This is a genomic window from Sphingomonas faeni, assembly GCF_040407495.1.
GTDB classification, from domain to species: Bacteria; Pseudomonadota; Alphaproteobacteria; order Sphingomonadales; family Sphingomonadaceae; genus Sphingomonas; species Sphingomonas faeni_D.
Genome location: NZ_JAPZPP010000003.1, coordinates 121,837 through 143,427, shown reverse-complemented (window position 1 = coordinate 143,427; position 21,591 = coordinate 121,837). Strand labels below are relative to the sequence as shown.

The window sequence follows — 21,591 nt, the reverse complement described above, 5'->3', positions numbered from 1 at the left end:
TATACTGCAACTGGAGAATACGGGTCATGGCCAGCCGCGCGCAGCCAGCCTTGTGGCGTGAGACGGTGAAGGCGGGTGCCGTCCGCAGCGGCGCGCTGATCGCGGCGATCGCGTTGTTCGTCGGCACGCTGCTGATGGCGCTGGCGCTGGCGAGCTATCACCCGAGCGATCCGGCGCTGAACACCGCGTCGGGCGGCGACCCCGCCAATCTGGTCGGGCCGCCAGGTGCATGGTTCGCCGATATCGCGCTCACGCTGTTCGGACCGGCGGTCGCGCTGTTGCTGCCGATCGGACCGATTCTCGGGATGCGACTGTGGCGTGACGCGCCGCTCGGGCATTGGGTGCGGATGGTGCGCGGCGCGGCGATCGGCGTCGCGCTGATGGCGAGCGCGCTGGCGTTCGTGTCCGGCACGTCGGTGCTGGCGCTACCCGCCGGATGGGGCGGCGTGATCGGCCTGTCGGTGTCCAGCGCGGTGCATTGGGCGTTGAGCTTCATCGGCCAGCCGGTCGCCGAACTCTGGTCCGCGCGCGCAATCGGGCTGGTCGCGGCGATCGCCGGCGCGATCGTCTGGGGCAAGAGCATCGAGATCGATCTCGGCGAGCGCAAATGGCGCCTTCCCCGCCGCAATCGCACCGAAGCACTCGGCTATGATGGCTTTGCGGAGATCGACGAGGACGACGAAGAGCCGCTGACGTTGACCCGGAAACCGGTCGAGCCGCGCGCGGTCGCCGAGCCCGACCCCCGCCCTGCCCCGGTAATCGCGGATCGCCAGAACGCGCCGTCGCAGGCGAAACCCAAGGAGCGCCAGTCGTCGCTCGATCTGCGCGATAATTTCACGCTGCCGAGCCTCGACCTGCTGACGCCCTCGCCGCCGAGCCAGGGCAATGTGATCGACAAGGCCGGCCTCGAGCGCAACGCGCGACTGCTGGAGAACGTGCTCGACGACTTCCATGTGAAGGGCTCGATCATCGAGGTCCGGCCGGGCCCGGTCGTGACGATGTACGAACTCGAGCCCGCGCCTGGCATCAAGGCGAGCCGCGTGATCGCGCTGGCCGACGATATCGCGCGCAACATGTCCGCGATTTCGGCGCGCGTCGCGGTGATTCCGGGGCGCAACGTGATCGGCATCGAGCTGCCGAATGCGCGGCGCGAGGCGGTCAGCTTGCACGAACTCGTCGGCAGCCAGACGTTCGAGGACCAGTCGGCGCAGTTGCCGATCATCCTCGGTAAGAACATCGCGGGCGATTCGGTGATCGCCGATCTCGCACCGATGCCGCATCTGCTGGTCGCGGGCACGACCGGCTCGGGTAAGTCGGTCGGCCTGAACAGCATGATCCTGTCGCTGCTCTACAAGCTGACGCCTAACCAGTGCCGGATGATCATGATCGATCCGAAGATGCTCGAACTGAGCATGTACGACGACATTCCGCATCTGCTGTCGCCGGTCGTGACCGATCCCGCCAAGGCGGTGCGCGCGCTGAAATGGGCGGTCGAGACGATGGAGGATCGCTATCGCCAGATGTCCTCCGTCGGCGTGCGCAGCCTCGCCGGCTTCAACGACAAGGTGCGCGGCGCGAAGGCCAAGGGGCAGCCGCTCGGGCGGAAGGTGCAGACCGGCTATCATCCCGACACCGGCGCGCCGATGTACGAGGAAGAGAAGCTCGAATACGACGTTTTGCCGCAGATCGTCGTGATCGTCGACGAGCTCGCCGACCTGATGATGACCGCGGGCAAGGAGGTCGAGTTCCTTATCCAGCGGCTCGCGCAGAAGGCCCGCGCGGCGGGTATCCACCTGATCATGGCGACGCAGCGGCCGTCGGTCGACGTCATCACCGGCGTCATCAAGGCCAATCTGCCGACGCGGATCAGCTTCCACGTCACGTCGAAGATCGATTCGCGCACCATCCTCGGCGAACAGGGCGCAGAGCAGCTGCTCGGCAAGGGCGACATGCTCTACATGCCGGGCGGCAAGGGCATCGTCCGCGTCCACGGGCCGTTCGTGACCGATGACGAAGTGCGGCTGGTGGCGGATCACTGGCGGTCGCAGGGGCTGCCGGATTACATCTCGTCCGTCACGGAGGAGCCCGAGGAGAGCTTCGCGTTGGAGGGTTCGCCGACCGGTGAGGATTCCGCGGAGGACCAGCAATATCGCCAGGCGATCCAGCTGGTCTGCGAGTCGCAGAAAGCGTCGACCTCGTGGCTCCAGCGGCAGTTGCGGATCGGGTATAATTCCGCCGCGCGGTTGATCGAGCGGATGGAGAAGGACGGGATCGTCGGCCGCCCCGATCATGTCGGCCGCCGCGAAGTGCTGCGCGATACCGAGGGGCATGCGATCTAGCGCTGCGTCACGATCCTCCCCCGCCAGGGGGAGGTGGCACCGCGGGTGACGGAGGGGGAGGACACGGAACGATGGCGATTCCTGTCCGCCCCCTCCGTCTGGCAAGTGCCAGCCACCTCCCCCTGGCGGGGGAGGATTCTGGGAGTCCCTTTGACTTGTCGAGGGTTTCGGACTGCGAAAGCCCGGTATACGGGGTTGCTACAAGTTACGAAAAACAGGTGGGCGTGATGGGGTATCGGCGGTTCTATACGGCGGCAACGGCAGCGTTGGCGCTGGCCATACCCGGTCAGGTCTCCGCACAAGATACCGCCAAGCAAACCCCCGGCAGCAGCACGACCGACACGCAGCACCGCCCCCGTGCAGGCGTCCGCCGCGACAGCGATCTCTCCCCGTCCGCGCTGACCGCCGATACGCAGCGTACACCGCCGCCCGGGCTGTTCGCCGACTGGTTCGATATCCGCAAACGTCTGGCCGATCGCGGGATCGGACTCAGCGCGCGCTATGCGTCGGAAAGCGGGTATAATTTCTCGGGCGGCGACCGGAAGCTGTTGCGCGAGACAGGCCAGTTCGACGTCGGCGTATTGCTCGATCTCGACAAGGTCATCGGTCTCCAGGGCGGCGCGTTCCAGGCGACCGTCACCTACCGCCGCGGCCGCGATCTTGGCGCCGACGCCAATCTCGGCGTGCTCCAACAGGTCCAGGAAGTCTATGGCCGCGGCCAGACCGTCCGGCTCACGCAATTCTGGTACGAGCAGAAACTCGGGCAAAAGCTCGAACTGAAGATCGGCCGCACCAATCCCGGCGAGGATTTCGCGGTCTTCTCCTGCTATTTCCAGAACCTCAGCTTCTGCGGCGCGCAGCCTGGCAATCTGGTCGGCGATTACTGGTATAACTGGCCGGTCGGGCAATGGGGCGCGCGACTGCGCTACGACGTCAACGACCATCTGACGCTCAAGACCGCCGCGTACGAAGTGAACCCGCGCAACCTCGAAAAGGACTTCGTGATCGGCCGGTTCCACGGCGCGACGGGCGCGCTGATTCCGGTCGAAGCCGAATGGCGGCGCGGCGATGATGACGGTCGAGTCGGTGCGTACAAGGTCGGCGGCTGGGTCAACACCTCGAACGGCGACGACGTGTTCTACGATCTGAACCGCCGGCCGATTGCGATCACCGGGCTCGAACCGCTCCGCCGCAACGCGCGCTACGGGGTGTATTTCAACATCCAGCAACAGGTCACCGGCACCTCGAAGGACGGCAAGTCGGTCACCGGGCTCAGCGTGTTCCTCAACGCGACGCAGGCCGATCGTGCCACCTCGACCACCGACAATCAGATCGCGGCGGGGCTATTCTACAAGGGGCTGGTGCCGTGGCGACCGGGCGACATCCTCGGCTTCGGCGTGGCGCGGACCAACGTGAACGGGCGCGTGGCGAAGGGGCAGGAACTCGATCCGACGCGGCCCGCGGTGCAGGATGCGGAATACGCGTCGGAGATCTATTACAGCGTGCATCCGACCAAGTGGCTCGAGTTGCGCCCGAACGTTCAGTTCATCCACAACCCCGGCGGCGTGCACGACGCGAACGACGTCGCGGTGCTTGGCCTGAAGGGTGCGATTACCCTGTAGCGGGGAACCGATTTTAGACGTTGTCCGCCCCCCGCCCCCCGCCCCCCGTCATCCTGACGAAAGTCAGGACCCAGAGTAACACTCGTTGACCTGCTTGATCCTGGGTCCTGACTTTCGTCAGGATGACGGATGCGGGTTGTGCGGTAGCCGCGCATCGAATTCAGTGGCGGTTCAAGCGCGGGCGGGCAACGGTCGGCATTCAAGGAGATTTCGATGTTCAATACCCGCCCCGCGGTGATCGCGACGATCGCCGCTTTGTCCGTCGCCGCCGTGCCCGCGCCGATCGCCGCGCAGGCGACCGGTGACCTGGCCGCCGTGCAAAAGCACCTGCAATCGGTCGAGACGATGACCGCGAATTTCTCGCAGGCGGATCGTAACGGCAAGGTGCTGACTGGCGTGCTGACGCTGAAGAAGCCCGGCAAGCTGCGTTTCCAGTATGAGAAGGGCGTGCCGATCCTGATCGTCGCGGAGGGCGGCGCGCTGACCTTCATCGATTATTCAGTGAAGCAGGTGCAGCGCTGGCCGATCAAGAACTCGCCGCTGGGCGTACTGCTCGACCCGACCCGCGACATCACGCGGTATGCGAAGCTCGTCCCCGGCTACGACCAGCGGATCGTGTCGGTCGAGGCAAACGATCCCAAGCATCCCGAATATGGCCGGATCACGCTGGTGTTCGTGCGCAACGCGAGCGCACCGGGCGGGCTGATGCTGCAGGGCTGGGTCGCGCTCGACAGCCAGAACAACCGGACGACGATCCGCCTGACTAACCAGAAGTTCGGCGAACCGGTCAGCGATAACAGCTTCCGCTGGAACGATCCGCGCCGCACGGGTGTAAGAAAGTAACATAAAATCGGTGTCATTCATGCAAGCGACAGGTTCGGCCCCCTAGAGAGTGGCTTGCGGATGTGGGGCATTCGGGATTTTTCCCCCTGTTGCCCGGATGGTTTCCCCATTTCTTGCCTGCGTGACGAACGCTGAGTTGGCCCTCGCTCCATGCCCCCGGAGCGGGGGTCTTTCGCGTAAAGCGGCTAGCGGATCGCGCGCAAGACTCATTTAACCGCGGCTGGCGAGTTACGTTGTCCGGGAAGTCGCCTGCCTTGGGTCGCTCTACACCCCTCGGTGCCTTCCCGCCGATCCCATCTGTGCCCGGATCATCCGCGCCTGGAACTTCACCCTTTGCCAGAACGTCGCGTCGTCCAGCCGCCACTGCCGAATCGCCTGCGTCGCCAGCGTTTCGATCAACGCCTCGCTGGTCGCCGCGTCCTGCGCCGCGAATGCCCGCGCGAGATCCTCGACGCACGGGCCATGATCGGTAAAGTCGCGGGGCAGCGGCATTGACATAGGCTGGTTCGGCATCGGCATTTTTCTCTCCCTGTGATTCATCGCCGTCCACCGAACAGCGCGCGCGTGGCGCCACCGATCGTCGTTTGGTCGAATTTCAGTCGCATCGTCACGTACGGGCCCTGCCGCGTGTAGCGGTCGTCCTCGAAATCGCGGTCGCGGTAGCCGGACACGTTATAGCCGGCGCTGATCCACGTGTTCTTGGCTGGCGACACGCCGACCGACGGTCCGCCACTCCACGACCATGCGCCACGCTCCCACGCGTGCTGGACCGAGCCGCCGACGCCGATATCGAACCGCGTGCCGATATCCTGGCGCAGCTCGAACCCGGTGACGTCGATATACCCGTCATAGGTATCGTCGGCGAAGCGCCCGGCGACGTATTTCGCACCGTAATACAGCGTCGCCTCGGTGCCGTGGCCAAGCCCTTCCGGACCGGTGCGATAGTTGACCGCGAGGTTGTTGATGATCCGCGACGTCACCTGGTCGCCGCCGCCGTACGCCGGCACACCGAGAGCATTGGAGTCGGTGAACCCCGCATCGGCACCCTCGTGCCGCAGTTCGAGCCGTTCGAGCAGCGACCAGCGGCTGTCGAGCGGACGGAAGGCGAGCGCGAGGTCGGCGGTGGCATAGGTTGCGACCGCGCCGGTCTTGTCCTTGATCGTGTACGCCTTGATGCTCGACGCGAGCGTCTTGCCCTGCCCCAGCGTGCGCAGGAAGTTCGTCGTGATCCCCCAGCGATCGCCGCTGTCGGCGGTGCGGTATTCGAGCCGGCCGTTCCATGACCAGCGCGCCTGGCGATAGGTCGCGCCCAAGGTGGCGGCGGCATAATCGCCGTTGGTCTGGTCCTGCCCGACATAGCCGCCCGATGTGACCGGCTGGAACGCATTGACCACCGCGCCCGTCGGGATCTCGCCCTTGAGCGTGTTGCTCGCGTCGAGCGTGCCGTCGACGGTCCAGTTCTTGCCGAGCGGCACCGACTGGCTGAGCCCGTATTGCGCGTAGGTCCGCGCGCCGTTCTCGCCGATCGCCTGCTGGTTCAGCGTGCTCATCAGCTTGGCGCCGGTCCACGGTGCGACGTCGACGCCGAACTGCTTGGTATGCGCGACATAGCCGTCGCCGTTCGCGATCTCGTACCCGCCGATCAGGCGGATGCCGGGCTTGATCCGGTAGGCGAGCTGGATCTGGTGACGGATCGGGAAATCGACGCTGTCGCTGTCGCCGCCGGGCGCGAACTGGGTCTGGCCGGTGAGCGTCAGCTTGTCGCCGAACAGCGCCTGCGTACCGCCGACCGTCAGCAGGCGGCTGTCGCGGTTCTTGCCGTCCATGCCGCGATCCGATGCGAACTGGCCGCCGACGAAGATCGTGCCGGTATCGCGGCGATATTCGAGGCGGGCCTCGCCGGCGGCGCGCGTGCCGGGGTTGGTCAACTGCTGCTGGTACCAGCCCAGCCCGGTTACACTCAGCCGATCGGTCAGCCGCAGCCGGCCGTCCACCCCGAATTTGCGCGTCCCCGCCTCGACCAAATTCTGCTGGCCGACGCCGAACGCGGTATCCTGCTGGCGCGCATAGGCGAGCAGATCGAGCTTGGTGCCGTGGTGATCGACCTCGGCCAGATAGGCGAGGCCCTGCCCCAGCCCGCCGCGACCGCCCTTGGCGATCTCGCCGCGCAGCTCGGTGTTGGCGGTGACATGCGCCTTGATATCGGCGCCGAGCACCGTCGCCTTGCCGACGGTCTCGTCGCGGATGACCGCAGCGCCGACTTCAACGCGACCGTTCGCAAGCTTGGTCGCGACGCGGGCGGCGGCGGCCAGCTTCGCCGACCTGCCGCCCTCGACCTCGTAATCGGCGACGATGAAGATCGGATTCAGGTTGTTGTCGCGGCTCAGGATCGGCTGGCGGAAGCGGACCGTGCCCATCGACGTGTCGATGTCGTAGTCGATGTGGCGCGTGAGTTCGGTGCTGGCGACGATCAGCTCCGACCGGAAGCGATCGCGCGTTTCGAGGCGTAGTTTATCGCTGTTGGGCACGATGTTACGCCCGGACAGGCGGTAGGGACCGCTCAGCCCGTTGCCCTGGATTTCGTCGCGCGAATACAGCGTATCGGTATGCGCCGCGAACCCGGTCGCGCGGATCCGCTTGCCCTCATACGCGGTCTTGATGCCGTTGAGCGTGCGGTTGTAGCGGGTCAGCTGCGTATCGGTGAACCCGGTCTCGAAATCGCCGAACAGCGCGTAGAATTCGCGACGCTCAAGCCGCAGGTACAATTTCCGACGCGTGGCCGCATCGTATCCCTGGCGCGAACCGTCGCCGTAGACGGTGTAATAGCGATCGGGGTCGATCGTGCCGAGCAGGCCGCGGTCGGGATCGTATTTGCGGTCGCTGTCATACGCGATCGTCGCCAGCCACGAGCCCTTGACGCGACCCTTGGCGTAGAAGGCGAGCTGTCCGTCGGTGACGACGCTGTTCCGCTGCGACCGCGGCAGGCCCGACTGACGCTTGCTGAGCATGTCGTAGCCGAGCGAGCCTGCGCCGAAGCCGACCACGACCCAGTCCTTCTGCGATGCGGCCAGCCAGGCGCGGATTTCGTTGCTGTGGACGATCTTGTCCTCGGTCAGCGAGACGATCGCGTGGACGGCGCCTGCCTGCGTGGTCGGCTGGAGCGCGATGAAGGCGAGGCCGTCGTCGCCGACTACCTGTGCAGTGGTGGCGGACCGTTCGCGACCGGCGAGCTGACGCCCCTGTTCGAGTTCGGCCTCGACCGCCGCGGTATAGGGCTGGTCGACGGTGAACGGGACGAGCGTGCCCGCGCGGACCGGCCGCCCGGTCTTGTCGGTCACGCGCACCGCGATCAACGGGCGGGTCAGGCCATCGGCGACGAGCCGGCTGCTGGCGGCGTCGAACACGGCGCGGACGCCGGGTCCGGAATAATGCACCACCCGGTCGAGTGTCTTCACCACGCTGCCATCGGCGGCGAGCACGCGCGCCTGGAGGCGATTGTCGCCGTCGATCAACGGGATACCCGTCCAGCGCGACACCGCGATGTCGGAGCCGTCGCGATGATCGGTGCCGTCGAACGCGAGCGGCTCGACCTGCTTGCCGTTGATCGTCAGCGCGACCCGCTGGCCGGGCGCGTGCTTAACGACCGCGCGGACGATCGGTGCGCGCGGGTTGTGGTCGGCGTTCGGGAACAGCCAGTCGATGCCGGCGGTCTGGCCGTCCGCGAGCCAGTCGCGGCTGCCTGCGGCGATGGCGGCATCGGCGACCGTGACGGGGAGCCCGGCGTCGGCTGCCGCGGCCTTGCCGGTCGGCTTCAACTGGAAGTCGACGCGCTTGAGCAGGCCGCCGTCTCCCTCGACGAAGCGCGAGATCGGGCTGTTAGCCTGCCGCGTGTCGATGTCGCAGGCGACCGGTGCGTGCGTCGCGGGGATGCTCGACGTGTCGATCTGGACGACGTGGCGCCCGGCGCGGACGCCCTCGAAATGGTACAGTCCGTCGCGATCGGTGGAGACGAACGTGCCGTCCTCCATCAGCAGGCGGATTCCGGGCACGCCCTTGCGCTTGTCGACCGGATCGCCGCAATTCCCCTCGGTCACGCGGCCGATGATCGTCATCGCGTCGGTGAACAGCAGCGGGCGCAGGCGGACCGATGCCGCGGCCTCGTTGCTGGTGATGGTGCCCTGCCCGACGACACGCGCGCGGTTTAGCGCTTCGCCGGTGGGCGCGCCGGGGGCGATGCTGACGACGTATTTCAGCTCGGCCGAGGCACCTGCGGCGAGCACGGGTATGACGAAGTCGAGGCTGCGGCCGTCGGTCGACACGGTCGGCTCGTCACCGCCGCGCGCGGAATTGCGTTCGTAACGCAGTCCCTTGGGCAGCGTGTCGGCGACGTGGAGCCCGCGCGCCGGGACCGAATCACGGTTGGTGATGCGCAACAGATACTGGACGAAATCGCCGGGCGACGCCTCCCGCACCGACGCGACCTTGGTCAGCAGCAATGTTCCTGCACCAGGACTGTCGAGCGGAATGTCGGCCGAGAAGGGCTCGGGCGTCGACAGCGTCAGCGAACCGCCGAAGCTGGTATCGTTGAGAATGAACGGCCTGCCCTGTGGATCCTTCAACGCCGCGAGCGTCGCGCGATCGACGGTCGAGGGCGCGGTGTAGGTGCCCGGTGGCGCGACCTTCAGGTAATAGCGCCCGGGTGCGGTCAGCGGGAATCGGTACCGGCCTGTTTCGCCGGGATATACGCGGCCGCTGGCATCGGTGACGCTCTCACCGGTGACGACGGTCGAGGGATAGCGGCTGACGCCGTCGTCGCCGAACACGGTGGCGGGCTGACCGGCGTCGTCGACCAGCGACACGGTGGTGCCGTCGATCAGCGCACCGGTCCGCGAATCGAACGTGAAGCCGGCTGGATCGATCAGCAGCGACGCCATCGAGGCCAAGCTGTAGCCATCCTCGGCAAAGCTGAGCTTGATCGCCACGCCGCGCATGTTGCGGACGTCGCAGGCGGCGAGCTCGGGATGCTTGCCGGTCGCCGTCGCGGGGATGCCGCCGGCAAAGATGCCGCTGTCGGCCGCCGTCTCGGTCAGTGCCAGCGTGGTATGCAGCGTGCCGGCATCGACATCGATGATCGCCGTCTCGCGGACGTCGGGGTCGTGGTTGCCGGCCTGGTTGTCGAGCACCAGGATCATGTCGGCATAGATGTCGATCGCCGCGACCCAGGGCGATTTGGCGAAGGTTGCGGCGTCGATCGGCGCGGGTGTGAACTGAAAGGTCGGTGTGGTCTGGCACGTTGCGCCAGTCAGGTCGTAATTGGGCGGCGGCAGGTGGAAGGTGAGCGTGGTCGGGCGCTTGGCCCGGTTCGCGTCGAGCGAAACCGTATTGGACGCCACCGTGCGTACGCCGGAATGGCTGGCCGCGTCGTCGAACGACAGCGTCGCGGTATTCTGGATACGGCTCGTCTGGACACCCGTCTGCGCGACCGCCGGCAGGGTGCCGACGATGAGCCCGAGCAGGAGCGTCAGGAACAGGGCGCAAAGGCGCGAAAGGCAACGGAAGCTGGACATGAAGGGTCCTCTCCCGGCACGTGTCGCCACGCGCCGGGATCGGTCGTTCCTTGTTCGTGAGGAGCGGAGTCTGGGTAGCGGGGCTTAGTTGATCGTCACCCGGAAGCTTGCCGCCACCGACGTCCCGCCGAGCAGGGTCGGAATCGTCGCCGTGACCTTCTTCGTGCCGACGTCGTACGAGCCGGTGAAGTTGGTCAGCGGGATCGCCGAGCCATTGTCGTTCGCGGTAAAGCCGTTCAGCACGCAGGCCGAGCCGACCGCGAGCCCGCCGATCGTGATGGACCCCGGCACATAGGTGGTGTTGGCCGGAATGGTGTCGGTGAGATTGACGTTGCTCGCAGGCACCAGCAGCGTCGAATTGTTGACGACCAGGCAATATTGCACGACCGCGCCCGGAATCGCCTTGGGCGGCAACAGACCGGAGGCCGGATCGGAAATCACCACCGACGACTTCGTCACCGTCAGGTTGACGTTGCGCGTCGTGATTTCATAGCCGAGTGCCGCACGGCCATAGCCGTTGGCGGCGATATCGGGGCCGAGACCATCCGAATCATTGTCCGCGAAGACCACGTCGATCGCGTTGTCGTCGTTGGCGAGAAGGCTGGGTACCAGTGCCGCGCCCTGCGCCGCAGGATCGCCGCCCGCCGCGACTTGCGCGATCAGCGTGACGCCCGCGAGCGAGACCGCCTGGACGTTGGGCACGTCCGCGACGATGAACACGGTCGCCGACTGATCGGCACCGAGTTCGTTGATGTACGTGGCGGTATCGACGCCCAAGTCATAGGTGCCGTTGCCGTTCGAATCGACGAATACCTTGATGTTGGTCACGTCGAAATTGTCGCCTGCGAACAACCCCTGAATCGGCGTCTGACTGGTCGACAGGAGGAAATCCTGCGTGCCGTTGGTGTTGTTCGTCACCTTGAACGTCAGCACCGCACCCGCCTGGCCGACCGCGACCTGCGTGTTGCCGGGCTGGTTGGTGGCGACGGTCAGGTTGACCTTGCGATCGACCACGAACGTCGCGGCGTTCGACGTCGCCGACTGCTGGACGCCGTTGACCGAATAGCTCGCCTGCGCGGTGTTGGTGACGGTCGTACCGGCGGCGGTACCTGCCGGTCCCGGTGCGGTCTGTGCCATGGCGGTACCGGCTGACACGATGGCGGCCGTACCGGCCAGCAGCGTGCGTATTACCCCTTTTGCGTACATCGTTCAGGTCTTCCTTCGGTGGTGGTTCTGGTCAGGTGCGGAGAGAGAGAATGGCCGGATCATTTGAGGATGGCCTGGAACGCGAACTGGCCCTGCGCACCCGCCGCTATCGGGTTTGCGAGGCGCCACCGGACGCTGGTGACATCGCTGGGGCCCGCCGCGCGCGTGCTGCCGTCGGCGCTGCGGACGCGTAGCGAATCGAGCGAACCGAACGTCTTGCCGTCCACCGACACGTCGGGCGCAGGGGATCCGGGATTGGCGGAGCGATACGCGATCTGGCGCGGCAACGGGTTGTCGAGCACGACGTTGGCAAGCGGCTGGGCCCCGGTGTTGCGATAGCTGAGGACGAAGATGACCTTGTCGCCCGGCGTCACTTTCGACGGCTTGACCAGCGCTATCCGGGTGGTGCCGTCCGCCGCGGCGGCCCGGCTTTCGACCAGGATGCTGCTGGTTACCTGCAAGGGGCCCGCTGCCGCGGAAGCGACGGCGGCGGTGGCCACCAGAACGGCGGCAATCATCGGACGCGTGATCATGGACGTACTCCTCATTGGATCTTGGCTTTGAACTGGACGGTGTGGACGGACGCGGCGGCGACCCGGCCGAGAACGACGGCAATGCCGGGGCCTTGTGGGGAACCGCCTTGCGCGCCGGTTCCGTCGAAGCGTCCCGCATCGTCGTCCGCGCCGTCGCTGAGCGGCGCACCATCGAGCGTCAGGCTGCCGGGGACGAAGACGGTACCCGCGGGGATCGGGTCGGCGATCCGCGCACCGCTGACAGCGTCGGTGAAGCGCGCTTCCAGCGTGTAGGTGATGACCGAATCGCGGACCGCGTTCTGCGACCCGTCGGCCGCGCGCACCGACTGGCTCTTGAAAAGCGACGGGCCAGCTGGACCGGTACCTACCGGGATCGCGACGCTGGCACTGGCACCGGTCGGCCCGACCACGGCGTCACCGCCGCCGTCGCCGGCATGCGCGTAGGTTTCACCCGCGGTGCCCGATCCGGTCGTGGACCGCGCGGTCACGGTCAATGTCGTCGTTGCAGGGACCGTCGACGGGGCGGTCGACGTCGTCGCCAGGATCGCCAGCAGCTTGATCAACTGACCAGGCGCCAGCACAGGGGTCCTGCCCTCGACCGGCGGCAGGTCCCGCGCCGGATCGTAGAGTCCGTCGTCGTCGGTATCGATTACCAGAGACTGCAGCGCGATCTGGCCTGGCGCGACGGTCGCCGCCACGGTGAAGGATTCATTGCCATTGTCGAGGTTCGTCAACGTCAGTGGAACGACGGTTGGCGCGGTCGTCACCACGACGGCGTTATGATCGTCGCGAACCAGCGCCACATCGAGGCGTTCGGCGACGATGATCGTCACGGTATTCGAGACGGTCGACTGCGACGAACCGTCGAGATCGTAGCGCAGTCCGGCTGTATTGATGATCGGTGTACCCGCCGCCGTCCCGAACGCCGGACGGTCCGCCACGGCGGGCGCGGTCTGGGCGAACGCGGGATGTGCCAGCGTGGCGGCGACCAGGCCGGTTCGCACGCTACGCGACGCGACGAGAAGCAGCCGGCGGCGGCTCTCCCTTCCCCAATGCGTAGATGTACGACGACCCAATTCTTTTGCCCCGATCCTTTTGTCGGGAACAAAATGGATCGGGGCGATTAATCAAATACTACAAAGTCATATTGGCATTAATTACTACCCCACATCACCCTGATTAAACTAAATCAAATCTAATAGTTACGCCGCATTATGGTTAATAGACTTCACCGAATACTGGTCATATTCGTTTCTATTCCGCCTCGATTACTGGCCATTTCCGTTAGAGTTTTCACGGCTTGCGGTCGATCGCCACTTCACCTGACGCACTAATCGATCGACCGCGCGCGTCAGTGTCGCTTGAGCGCGCGCAGATAGGAACGCATCGCCTGTTCGCCGCTATGGCTGAGGGATATCTCGACCCTGCGGCGATCCGTCGGGTCGATAACACGGTCGATGAGCTTCAGCTTGTGCAGATGCTCGATCCACCGTTGCGATGTCGTCACAGGTGCGTCGGACATACTGACCAAGGCCTTGATGTTCATCGGCGCCCGGTCGTCGCGCGACACGAACAGCGCAAGCAACATGTCCCAGGCAGGTTCGTGAAACAATTCTTCAGGGAGGAACTGGCGCCGCATCCGCCGGTCGGCGAGCACCGCGTTGGCACGCTCGACCAGCATAGCTTCGCTGGGCACCTCGCCCTCAGCCACCGGTTCCGATGCCTGAGCAACACGACCGTTGAATTCTTCGGCCACAGCGGACAGCTTTGCCGTCAGATCCTTGATCAGATCGACTACGGACTCGTTCTTCACCAAAAGCCCCTTTTCCTCCCGTGGTTCCAGCTTCGCCGGTCCGACATCCTATCCGCGGTGGACACGGCCGTGTGCCGTATTCGTATAGAATGTCGAGCCGAACTAAAGCCGTACACAATCGAAACCTAGATCAACCCCGATGTTACTCTCGTCTACTGCGGTCAAAATTCAACCTAATCCTTTGAAATATGGCATTCCTGTATAAAACGAATGCAAAATGGTAAGAAATTCGGCCCGCTGACCTTTCCAAAACCGATGTAATTAGGTTCATTATGGTTCAGTCTTGTATCCGGGTGCTTGAGCGACGTAATCTGCGGCAATCGGTACTGACGAAATTGCCGAGTTCGACGCGGTGCCGGATCAAGCGCGGTATGTTGACGGCCGCCGCCGAATCGCCTGGAACCGCAGCCCTGATAGGTGCAGGCCGATTAGCGGCGTCACGCGTTGACGGGTTCGGTCGCATGGGAAGAATGTCGTGTCCGCTTATCTAAATGCAGTTGGTTCAGCCGCGCCCGGCCACGATATCCACGATGCGTTCATAGCCTGGGCTCGGTTGCGGATCGAACCGCGGTCGCAACGCGTGTTCGACCGGATGGCGTCGCGCTCGGGCATCGCGCATCGCTGGTCGGTGCTGCCGCCGACCGCAGATGGCGGCTCGCCGGTCGACGATGCCGGCTTCTATGCCGCCGAACCGCACCCGGGGACCGCGGCGCGAATGACGCTTTATGCCCAGCACGCACCCGTGCTTGCAATCCAGGCGATCGAAGCGCTGCGAGCGAAGGTCGCGATCGAAGGCATCACGCATCTCGTGGTGGCGAGTTGCACCGGCTTCGTCGCGCCTGGGATCGACCAGATCATCGCGCGGAAGCTTGGCCTTTCGTCGAGCGTCGAGCGGTTGCTGATCGGTTTCATGGGGTGTTACGCGGCGATCGTCGCGTTGCGGAGTGCGCGGCATATCGTTCGCTCCGAGCCCCGCGCGCGCGTGCTGGTGGTGACGGTCGAGCTGTCCACGCTGCACCTGCAACCGGCCAACGATATCGAGGCGCTGCTGGCGATGCTGCAGTTCGGCGATGGCGCCGCCGCCGCGCTGGTGACGGCGGATGCGACCGGGTACGCGCTCGAGGCGCCGTTCGCCGCATCTTTGCCCGACAGCGAGCAGTTGATCCGCTGGGACGTCACCGATGCGGGCTTTGCGATGCATCTGTCGGGCGAGGTGCCAGGGCGGATCGCCGCCGCGCTGACCGACGAGGAGTTTCGCGCGATCGTGAGTGCCGGTCTGCCACCCGAATCGATCGACGGATGGGCGGTCCATGCCGGCGGGCGATCGATCCTCGATGCGGTCGAGCATGCGATGCATCTGAACCCCGAGGCATTGGCGGCATCGCGGCAGGTGCTGGCGGAGAACGGCAACATGTCGTCGGCGACGTTGATGTTCGTGCTCGAGCGATTGCTCGCCGGGCCGCCGATCGCGCACGGCGTGGCGCTGGCGTTCGGGCCTGGCCTCGCGGCGGAGGGCTTCGGATTCCGGAGCGCGACATGAGCCTCACGGTCCGCAGCCAGGCCGAAGAGCTGATGGACGCCGACGATCTCGATGCTGCGACCTATGCGGACGTGGTAGGCGATCTCGCGACGGTGAACACGGTGACGATGGCGCGCCGGCCGACGCTGGACTTCCTCGCGCGTGCGACGGCGGGGCGGAAGAGTTTTCGGTTGCTCGACGTCGGGTTCGGCGATGGCGACATGCTGCGGCGGATCGCACGTTGGGCGAGGGCGAAGGGTATCGAGGCGGAACTGGTCGGGGTCGATCTCAACCCACGCAGCGAAACGGCGGCGCGGGCGCATGGCGGCGACATCCGCTACGTCACGGGCGACTATGCCGACCTTGCCCATGAGCCGTGGGACGTGATCGTCAGCAGCCTGGTCGCGCATCACATGAGCCACGACCAGCTGATCGCGTTCCTGCGGTTCATGGAGGGACAGGCGAGCGCGGGGTGGTTCGTCAACGACCTCCACCGGCACGGGTTTGCGCACTGGGGCTTCCCCGTCCTCGCGACGATCGCGCGCTGGCACCCGATCGTGCGCCACGACGGGACGCTGTCGATCGCCCGCAGCTATCGCCCCGACGAATGGCCGCCGCTGCTCGCGGAGGCGGGTATCACCGAGGCGAAGGTCCGCCGCGTCTTTCCGTTCCGGTTATGCGTCGAACGCCTGCGCTGATCGTCGGCGGCGGGCTCGCCGGCGCCGCGACCGCTATCGGGTTGGCACGTGCAGGCCTCCCGCACCTACTGGTCGAGCGATCGCGCGAGACCGGTGATGCGATCTGTGGCGGGTTCCTGAGCTGGCGGACGCTGGAGACGCTCGCGGGGCTGGGGATCGATCCGGACACGTTGAACCCCGAACGCGTGACGCGCGCGCGCATTTTCGCGGGCAATCGTCGCGCAGAGGCCGCCCTGCCCCATCCGGCGGTCTCGGTCACGCGTCGCCGGCTCGATACGGTCCTGCTGGCCGAAGCCGAACGGCTGGGCACGCCGGTCGAACGCGGCGTCACCGTGCGCGAGATCGAGGGGACGAGCGCTCGGCTCGCAGACGGCGCGACGATAGCGGCCGACGCGCTCTTCCTCGCGAGCGGCAAGCACGACGTTCGCGGGATGGCGCGCCCCGAGGATGCGCGCGGTGCCGACCCGACTTTGGGTATCCGGGTGAGGATCGCGCCCTCGCCGAGGCTGAGCAAAGCGCTCGCCGGCGGCATCGAGCTTCATTTGTTCGACCGAGGCTATGCCGGCCTGGCGATGCAGGAGGACGGCACCGCGAACCTCTGCATGGCGGTCCATCGTTCGCGGCTTCAGGCGGCAGGTTCCCCCGCGCAACTGCTCGAAGCCCTCGGCCGAGAGATGCCCGCGCTCGGCGAATGGGTCGCGCTGATCGCGCCGAACGCGTCGATCGATGCGATTGCCAACGTGCCTTACGGCTGGCGCCAACGCACCGGCGTCGACGCGACATTCCGTCTCGGCGATCAGGCCGGCGTGATCCCCTCGCTTGCCGGCGAGGGCATGGGCATCGCGCTCGCCAGCGGCGTTGCGGCGTCGACAGCTTATGCAAAAGGCGGCCCCGAAGCCGCAGCCGCTTGGCAGATCGATTTCGCCCGCCGTCTGGCTCGCCCGATCGGGATCGCCGGCATCGTCCGTCACATCGCCGAAAGCGAACGCGCCGCGTGGCTGCTCCCGTTCATGCGCCCCACACTGATCCAGGTCATCGCCAACGCAACCAGAATGGGGCAACCTTGAAAACCGCCCCGCCAGCACGAGATGTACGTCCATGGATCAGCTCAATCTTTCCGAGGCCGAATGGCGCAAGCGGCTAACCCCCGAACAATATCACGTGCTTCGCGAAGCCGGCACCGAACGCGCCTTCGCGGGCGTCCTGACCGATAACAAGGCCGATGGCATCTATCGGTGCGCGGCGTGCAGCAACGAACTGTTCGACAGCGCGGACAAATATGATTCCGGATCGGGCTGGCCGAGCTTCACCCAGCCGATCCGCCCCGATGCGGTCACCGATCACGCCGATCGCAGCCACGGCATGACCCGCATCGAGACGCGGTGCGCACGCTGCGACAGCCATATGGGGCACGTCTTCCCGGACGGTCCGCCGCCGACCGGGCAGCGTTATTGCATGAACTCGCTCTCGCTCGAATTCCGGCCGCGCAAAGCGAACGTCGCGGCCTGATGTCGCTTGTAGGGCGGGGACATCGCGCGTAATTCTGCGGCCACATGGCTCGTACGCGTTCTGCTCCCCCGTCCCGTCGGTCCCCAACTCCCCCGGCGTCACGCTGGCGGCGGCGGCTGGTCGTCTTTCTCCAGGTCATGGTCGGGATCGGCGTCCTCGCGCTCGGTGCGCTGGTGATCGCAGTGTATGTCGCGATGTCGCAGCTGCCCAGTTTCGACAGCCTGAAGTCGTCGCCCAACGGCCAGATGATTCGCGTTCATGCCGCCGATGGCACGGTGATCGTGTCGATGGGGCCGAGCTTCGGCGAGTGGCTGCCTTACGGCCAGATCCCCAAGGTGATGCGCGACGCGACCGTCTCGGTCGAGGATCGCCGCTTCCGCTCGCATATCGGCGTCGATCCGGTTGGCATCGCGCGCTCCGTGAAGGTGCGGTTCGATCGCGGTCACTGGACGCAAGGGGGGTCGACGATCACGCAGCAGCTCGCGCGCACCGTCTTCCTCAACAACCAGAAGAAGTTCGGGCGCAAATTCCGCGAAGGCATCCTGGCGTTCGCGCTCGAATGGAAGTTCAGCAAGGATCAGATCCTCGAACTGTATCTGAACAAGGTTTACTACGGCGGCGGCGCCTACGGGATCGACGCGGCGAGCCGGAAGTTCTTCGGCCACGGCGCGGATCATCTGAGCCTCGCCGAGGCTGCGGTCATCGCCGGCCTGGTCAAGGCGCCATCGAACTATTCGCCGACCGCCGATGCCGAAGCTGCGATGGGCCGCGCGGGTGTCGTGCTGGAGACGATGCAGGAAACCGGCGCGATCACCGCGTCCGAGGCGGCCGATGCCGATGTCTCCGGGCTCAAACTCGCGCCCGAGCCGAAGCAGAACAGCGTGCGGTATTTCACCGACTGGGCGTTGCCGCAGCTCGATACGCTGATCGACGAGACGACCGAGCCGCTCGAAGTGTGGACGACGCTCGACCTGACGATGCAGCGCCAGGCGGACGACGCGATCCGCGCCAATGCTCCCCCAGGCGCACAGGGTGCACTGGTCGCGCTCGATCGTGGCGGCGAGGTCCGCGCGATGGTCGGTGGCAAGGACTACGTCTCGTCGATCTACAACCGCGCGACGCAGGCGGTCCGCCAGCCGGGCTCGTCGTTCAAGCTGTTCGTGTACCTTGCCGCACTGGAGGCCGGCCACAAGCCCGAGGATTCGGTGGTCGACGAACCCGTGACGATCCAGGGCTGGAGCCCACGCAACGATTCGCGTCGTAATTCCGGTGCTGTCAGTTTGCGGACCGCGTTCGCCTATTCGCTCAACACGATCGCCGCGAAACTGGGGCAGGAGGTCGGCTTCAACACGGTTGCAGACATGGCGCGGCGGTTCGGCATCACGACGCCGGTCAACACGCATCCATCGATGGTGCTCGGCACGTCGGAGGTCCGCGTGATCGACATGACGCGCGCGTTTGCGTCGGTCGCGAGCAAGGGCGTCGCGGTGACGCCGTACGGGATCACGCGAGTCACCGCGAACGGCCAGACGATCTACACGCATGAGGTCGATCGCAGCCATGTGCTCGTCGCGCCCTATGTCGCCGCCGAGATGACCGACCTGCTGCAGACCGCGGTCAACACCGGCACCGGTCGTGCAGCACAGATCGGCCGTCCCGTCGCGGGCAAGACGGGCACGACCAGCTCGTCGAAGGATGGCTGGTTCCTGGGCTTCTCGAGCGGGATCACCACCGGCGTGTGGATGGGTCGCGACGATGCCAAGCCGATCGCCGGCCTGCACGGCGGCACCGCACCCGCGAAGGCGTGGGCTGCGTTCATGAAGCCGGCGACCGCCAACCGCCCGATCGAGCAGTTCGATACAAAGGTGACGTTGCCCGAGTGGCAGCTCGAACCCGACGAGGAGAGCTATTTCGGCCAGCCCGACAATGGCCAGATGGCGGTTGACGCGGATGGCAATCCGATCGAGCAGGGCCAGCCGCCGGTACCGACCGATGCGCAGACCGGCGACACGATCCCGCGGCCCGATGCGGACCAGTCCGAGACGCAGGCAGCACCGCCACAGCAGTTGAATCAGGACTGGATCGACCGCGTCACCGGGCGTGAACGGCGCGAGCCATCACCGGCGGGGCGCCAGCCGCTCCAGCGTGACGTGCCTCGAGATGGGCCACGCGATCAGGTTCAAACCCAGCGTTTTCAAAGCGATCGCCCTCAGGAAGACCGTCCGAACCAGTGAAGTTCCGCGCCGTGCGTGCGTAGCCAGACGCGCGCGGGCGTCGGGTCTTCGCCGTAGAGCTGCTCGACCAGCGCGTGGAAGACCGGCGCGTGGTTCATGTGGACGCGGTGTGCGACTTCGTGCGCGACGGTGGCGCGGCGGACCCAGCTTGGCGCGAGGATCAGCCGCCAGCTGTAGCGGATGACGCCGCTGGAGGCGCAGCTGCCCCAGCGGCCTTTCGCATCGCCGACCGCGACCTGGGCGACGCTGACCTTGGCCTTGGCCGCGTATTCCGCGGTCTCGGTTTCCAGCACGGCGAGTGCGGTGCGCTTGAGCCACGCTTCGACGCGACGCGCGATCGTTTCGGAAGGGCCTGAGAGCGACAAGATCGAGCCGTCGCGGATCACGGTTCGGCGGCTGCCGGGTGTCCACTCGATCGTCAGCGGCTCGTCGGCGACGGTGAGGACCGCGCCGGGCACGAACGGACGGGGCGAGGGGAGCAGGGCGCGTTGTTCGGCGATCCAGCCCGCCTTGTCCTCCGCCCAAGCCAGTGCCTGTTTCAACGCCGCGCGCTTGGGGAGAACCAGCCTGGCCCGGCCGCTCGCGGGATCGATCGACAGACGCGCGCGGCGTGCGCGCGGGTGACGGACGATCTCCAGGCCCTCGATCATCGGGCGATCACTGCGTCACAGTTCCCGGTCGATGACGTGATATTCGAGCTCACCCGCCTCGTCCTCGCTGATCGTCCAGCCGCGCACCGATTGCTTGGCGCGGTGGACGGCTTCGCGGTCGCCGCAGACGAGATAATGCCATTCGGGCAATTGCTCGCCGGCCGCGCGCAAGCGGTAGGCGCAGGTCGAGGGCAGCCAGTCGATCCCGCGGACGTTGCCGGTCGTCAGCCGCACGCATTCGGGGACATAGGCGTGGCGATGGCGGTAATCCGAGCACTGCCCGCTGCGCCGGTCGAGCAGGCGGCACGAGACGTTGGTCGCAACGAGCTCGCCGGTATCCTCGTCCTCGAGCTTGTGGATGCAGCATTTGCCGCAGCCGTCGCACAACGCTTCCCACTGGCCGCGGTCGAGCTGGTCGATCGGCGTATCTTCCCAGAAGCGCGCGCTCACCGGACCCAGCGCTTGATTTCCGTCACCACTGCGTCGGGCCCTTGTTCCTGCGGCAGCAAAGCGAGGGGCTTGCCGTCCGGGTCCATCAGATAGGCCTGGCGCGAGTGGTTTACGAGGTAGCCGCCACCGGGGGAGGCGTCGCCCTTGCTCGAATACACCGCATATTCGGTCTTGATCTTGGCGATCTGCGCATCGGTGCCGGTGAGGCCGACCATGCGGGGGTGGAAGGCGGAGACGAACTGCTTGAGCACCGCCGGCGTATCGCGCGCCGGGTCGACGGTCACGAACACCGGCACGATCTTCGCGGCCAGCACGGGGTCGCTCGTCTCGAGCTTTTTCACCGCCGCGCCGATCGCCTGGACATCCGTCGGACACACGTCGGGACAGAAGGTGTAGCCGAAATACATGATGCGATATTTGCCCGCGAAGGCGCGCTCGGTGACGGTCTTCCCGTTCTGGTCCGTCAGCATGAAGGCGCCACCGATCCGGGCGCCTTCGAGCGGCGGCTTGGCGGGGGGCTGCGACGAGTTGCACGCAGATAGCGCCAAGATCGGCAGGGCGAACACAGAGAGAATGAAACGGATGTTCATAATGCCTCCAGCCTTGAT

General features: G+C 66.1%; 17 protein-coding genes. 8 read left to right on the top strand and 9 right to left on the bottom strand.

Going from position 1 to position 21,591, the window contains the following annotated elements; translation table 11 throughout:
- Positions 1–26 precede the first annotated feature (26 nt).
- The 3 genes from O6W96_RS10615 (at position 27) to O6W96_RS10605 (ending at position 4,804) form a co-directional block, all read left to right on the top strand.
- Positions 27–2,339, top strand: coding sequence for a DNA translocase FtsK (locus O6W96_RS10615; RefSeq protein ID WP_353469515.1), 2,313 nt, complete (start codon positions 27–29; stop codon positions 2,337–2,339).
- A 227-nt stretch (positions 2,340–2,566) separates the two neighbouring features.
- Positions 2,567–3,961, top strand: a complete 1,395-nt coding sequence (locus O6W96_RS10610) for a carbohydrate porin (protein WP_353469514.1) — start codon at positions 2,567–2,569, stop codon at positions 3,959–3,961.
- Positions 3,962–4,174: 213 nt separating this feature from the next.
- Positions 4,175–4,804: a LolA family protein gene (locus O6W96_RS10605; RefSeq protein ID WP_353469513.1), complete on the top strand. Its 630-nt coding sequence runs from the start codon at positions 4,175–4,177 to the stop codon at positions 4,802–4,804.
- A gap of 264 nt (positions 4,805–5,068) precedes the next feature.
- Here the strand turns inward: O6W96_RS10605 and O6W96_RS10600 are convergent, their stop codons facing one another.
- The 6 genes from O6W96_RS10600 to O6W96_RS10575 form a co-directional block, all read right to left on the bottom strand.
- Positions 5,069–5,323, bottom strand: a complete 255-nt coding sequence (locus tag O6W96_RS10600) for a hypothetical protein (RefSeq protein ID WP_353469512.1) — start codon at positions 5,321–5,323, stop codon at positions 5,069–5,071.
- 17 nt (positions 5,324–5,340) lie between these two features.
- Positions 5,341–10,371: a hypothetical protein gene (locus tag O6W96_RS10595; protein ID WP_353469511.1), complete on the bottom strand. Its 5,031-nt coding sequence runs from the start codon at positions 10,369–10,371 to the stop codon at positions 5,341–5,343.
- Between the two features lie 84 nt (positions 10,372–10,455).
- On the bottom strand, positions 10,456–11,526 hold the full coding sequence (locus O6W96_RS10590; RefSeq protein ID WP_353469510.1) for a hypothetical protein: 1,071 nt from the start codon (positions 11,524–11,526) through the stop codon (positions 10,456–10,458).
- A gap of 110 nt (positions 11,527–11,636) precedes the next feature.
- Positions 11,637–12,110 (bottom strand): hypothetical protein, encoded by a 474-nt coding sequence (locus tag O6W96_RS10585; protein WP_353469509.1) that lies wholly within the window; start codon positions 12,108–12,110, stop codon positions 11,637–11,639.
- Positions 12,111–12,121: 11 nt separating this feature from the next.
- Positions 12,122–13,114 carry a hypothetical protein gene (locus O6W96_RS10580; protein ID WP_353469508.1) on the bottom strand — a complete coding sequence of 331 codons (993 nt, stop codon included), beginning with the start codon at positions 13,112–13,114 and terminating at the stop codon, positions 12,122–12,124.
- 347 nt (positions 13,115–13,461) lie between these two features.
- The gene (locus tag O6W96_RS10575; RefSeq protein ID WP_353469507.1) at positions 13,462–13,923 is read right to left on the bottom strand and encodes a hypothetical protein; all 462 of its coding nucleotides are present in this window, start codon (positions 13,921–13,923) and stop codon (positions 13,462–13,464) included.
- Positions 13,924–14,398: 475 nt separating this feature from the next.
- Here O6W96_RS10575 and O6W96_RS10570 point away from each other — a divergent pair, with 475 nt between their 5' ends.
- The 5 genes from O6W96_RS10570 (at position 14,399) to O6W96_RS10550 (ending at position 19,883) form a co-directional block, all read left to right on the top strand.
- The gene (locus tag O6W96_RS10570; protein ID WP_353469506.1) at positions 14,399–15,463 is read left to right on the top strand and encodes a type III polyketide synthase; all 1,065 of its coding nucleotides are present in this window, start codon (positions 14,399–14,401) and stop codon (positions 15,461–15,463) included.
- Positions 15,460–16,140, top strand: a complete 681-nt coding sequence (locus O6W96_RS10565) for a methyltransferase domain-containing protein (protein ID WP_353469505.1) — start codon at positions 15,460–15,462, stop codon at positions 16,138–16,140. Before O6W96_RS10570 ends, O6W96_RS10565 begins: the two co-directional genes overlap by 4 nt.
- Positions 16,119–17,207, top strand: coding sequence for an NAD(P)/FAD-dependent oxidoreductase (locus O6W96_RS10560; RefSeq protein WP_353469504.1), 1,089 nt, complete (start codon positions 16,119–16,121; stop codon positions 17,205–17,207). The genes O6W96_RS10565 and O6W96_RS10560 overlap by 22 nt, the downstream gene beginning before the upstream one ends.
- Positions 17,208–17,238: 31 nt before the next feature.
- On the top strand, positions 17,239–17,649 hold the full coding sequence (gene msrB, locus O6W96_RS10555) for a peptide-methionine (R)-S-oxide reductase MsrB (RefSeq protein ID WP_353469503.1): 411 nt from the start codon (positions 17,239–17,241) through the stop codon (positions 17,647–17,649).
- A 137-nt stretch (positions 17,650–17,786) separates the two neighbouring features.
- On the top strand, positions 17,787–19,883 hold the full coding sequence (locus O6W96_RS10550) for a PBP1A family penicillin-binding protein (protein ID WP_435372214.1): 2,097 nt from the start codon (positions 17,787–17,789) through the stop codon (positions 19,881–19,883).
- Here O6W96_RS10550 and O6W96_RS10545 read toward each other — a convergent pair.
- The 3 genes from O6W96_RS10545 to O6W96_RS10535 are packed head-to-tail and all read right to left on the bottom strand — an operon-like array spanning position 19,859 to position 21,573.
- The gene (locus O6W96_RS10545) at positions 19,859–20,533 is read right to left on the bottom strand and encodes a M48 family metallopeptidase (protein ID WP_353469501.1); all 675 of its coding nucleotides are present in this window, start codon (positions 20,531–20,533) and stop codon (positions 19,859–19,861) included. The genes O6W96_RS10550 and O6W96_RS10545 overlap by 25 nt on opposite strands.
- A gap of 15 nt (positions 20,534–20,548) precedes the next feature.
- Positions 20,549–20,983 (bottom strand): YcgN family cysteine cluster protein, encoded by a 435-nt coding sequence (locus O6W96_RS10540; protein ID WP_133020171.1) that lies wholly within the window; start codon positions 20,981–20,983, stop codon positions 20,549–20,551.
- Entirely contained in the window at positions 20,980–21,573 is a 594-nt protein-coding gene (locus O6W96_RS10535; RefSeq protein WP_353469500.1) for an SCO family protein, read from the bottom strand. The genes O6W96_RS10540 and O6W96_RS10535 overlap by 4 nt, the downstream gene beginning before the upstream one ends.
- Between the last annotated feature and the right edge of the window lie 18 nt (positions 21,574–21,591).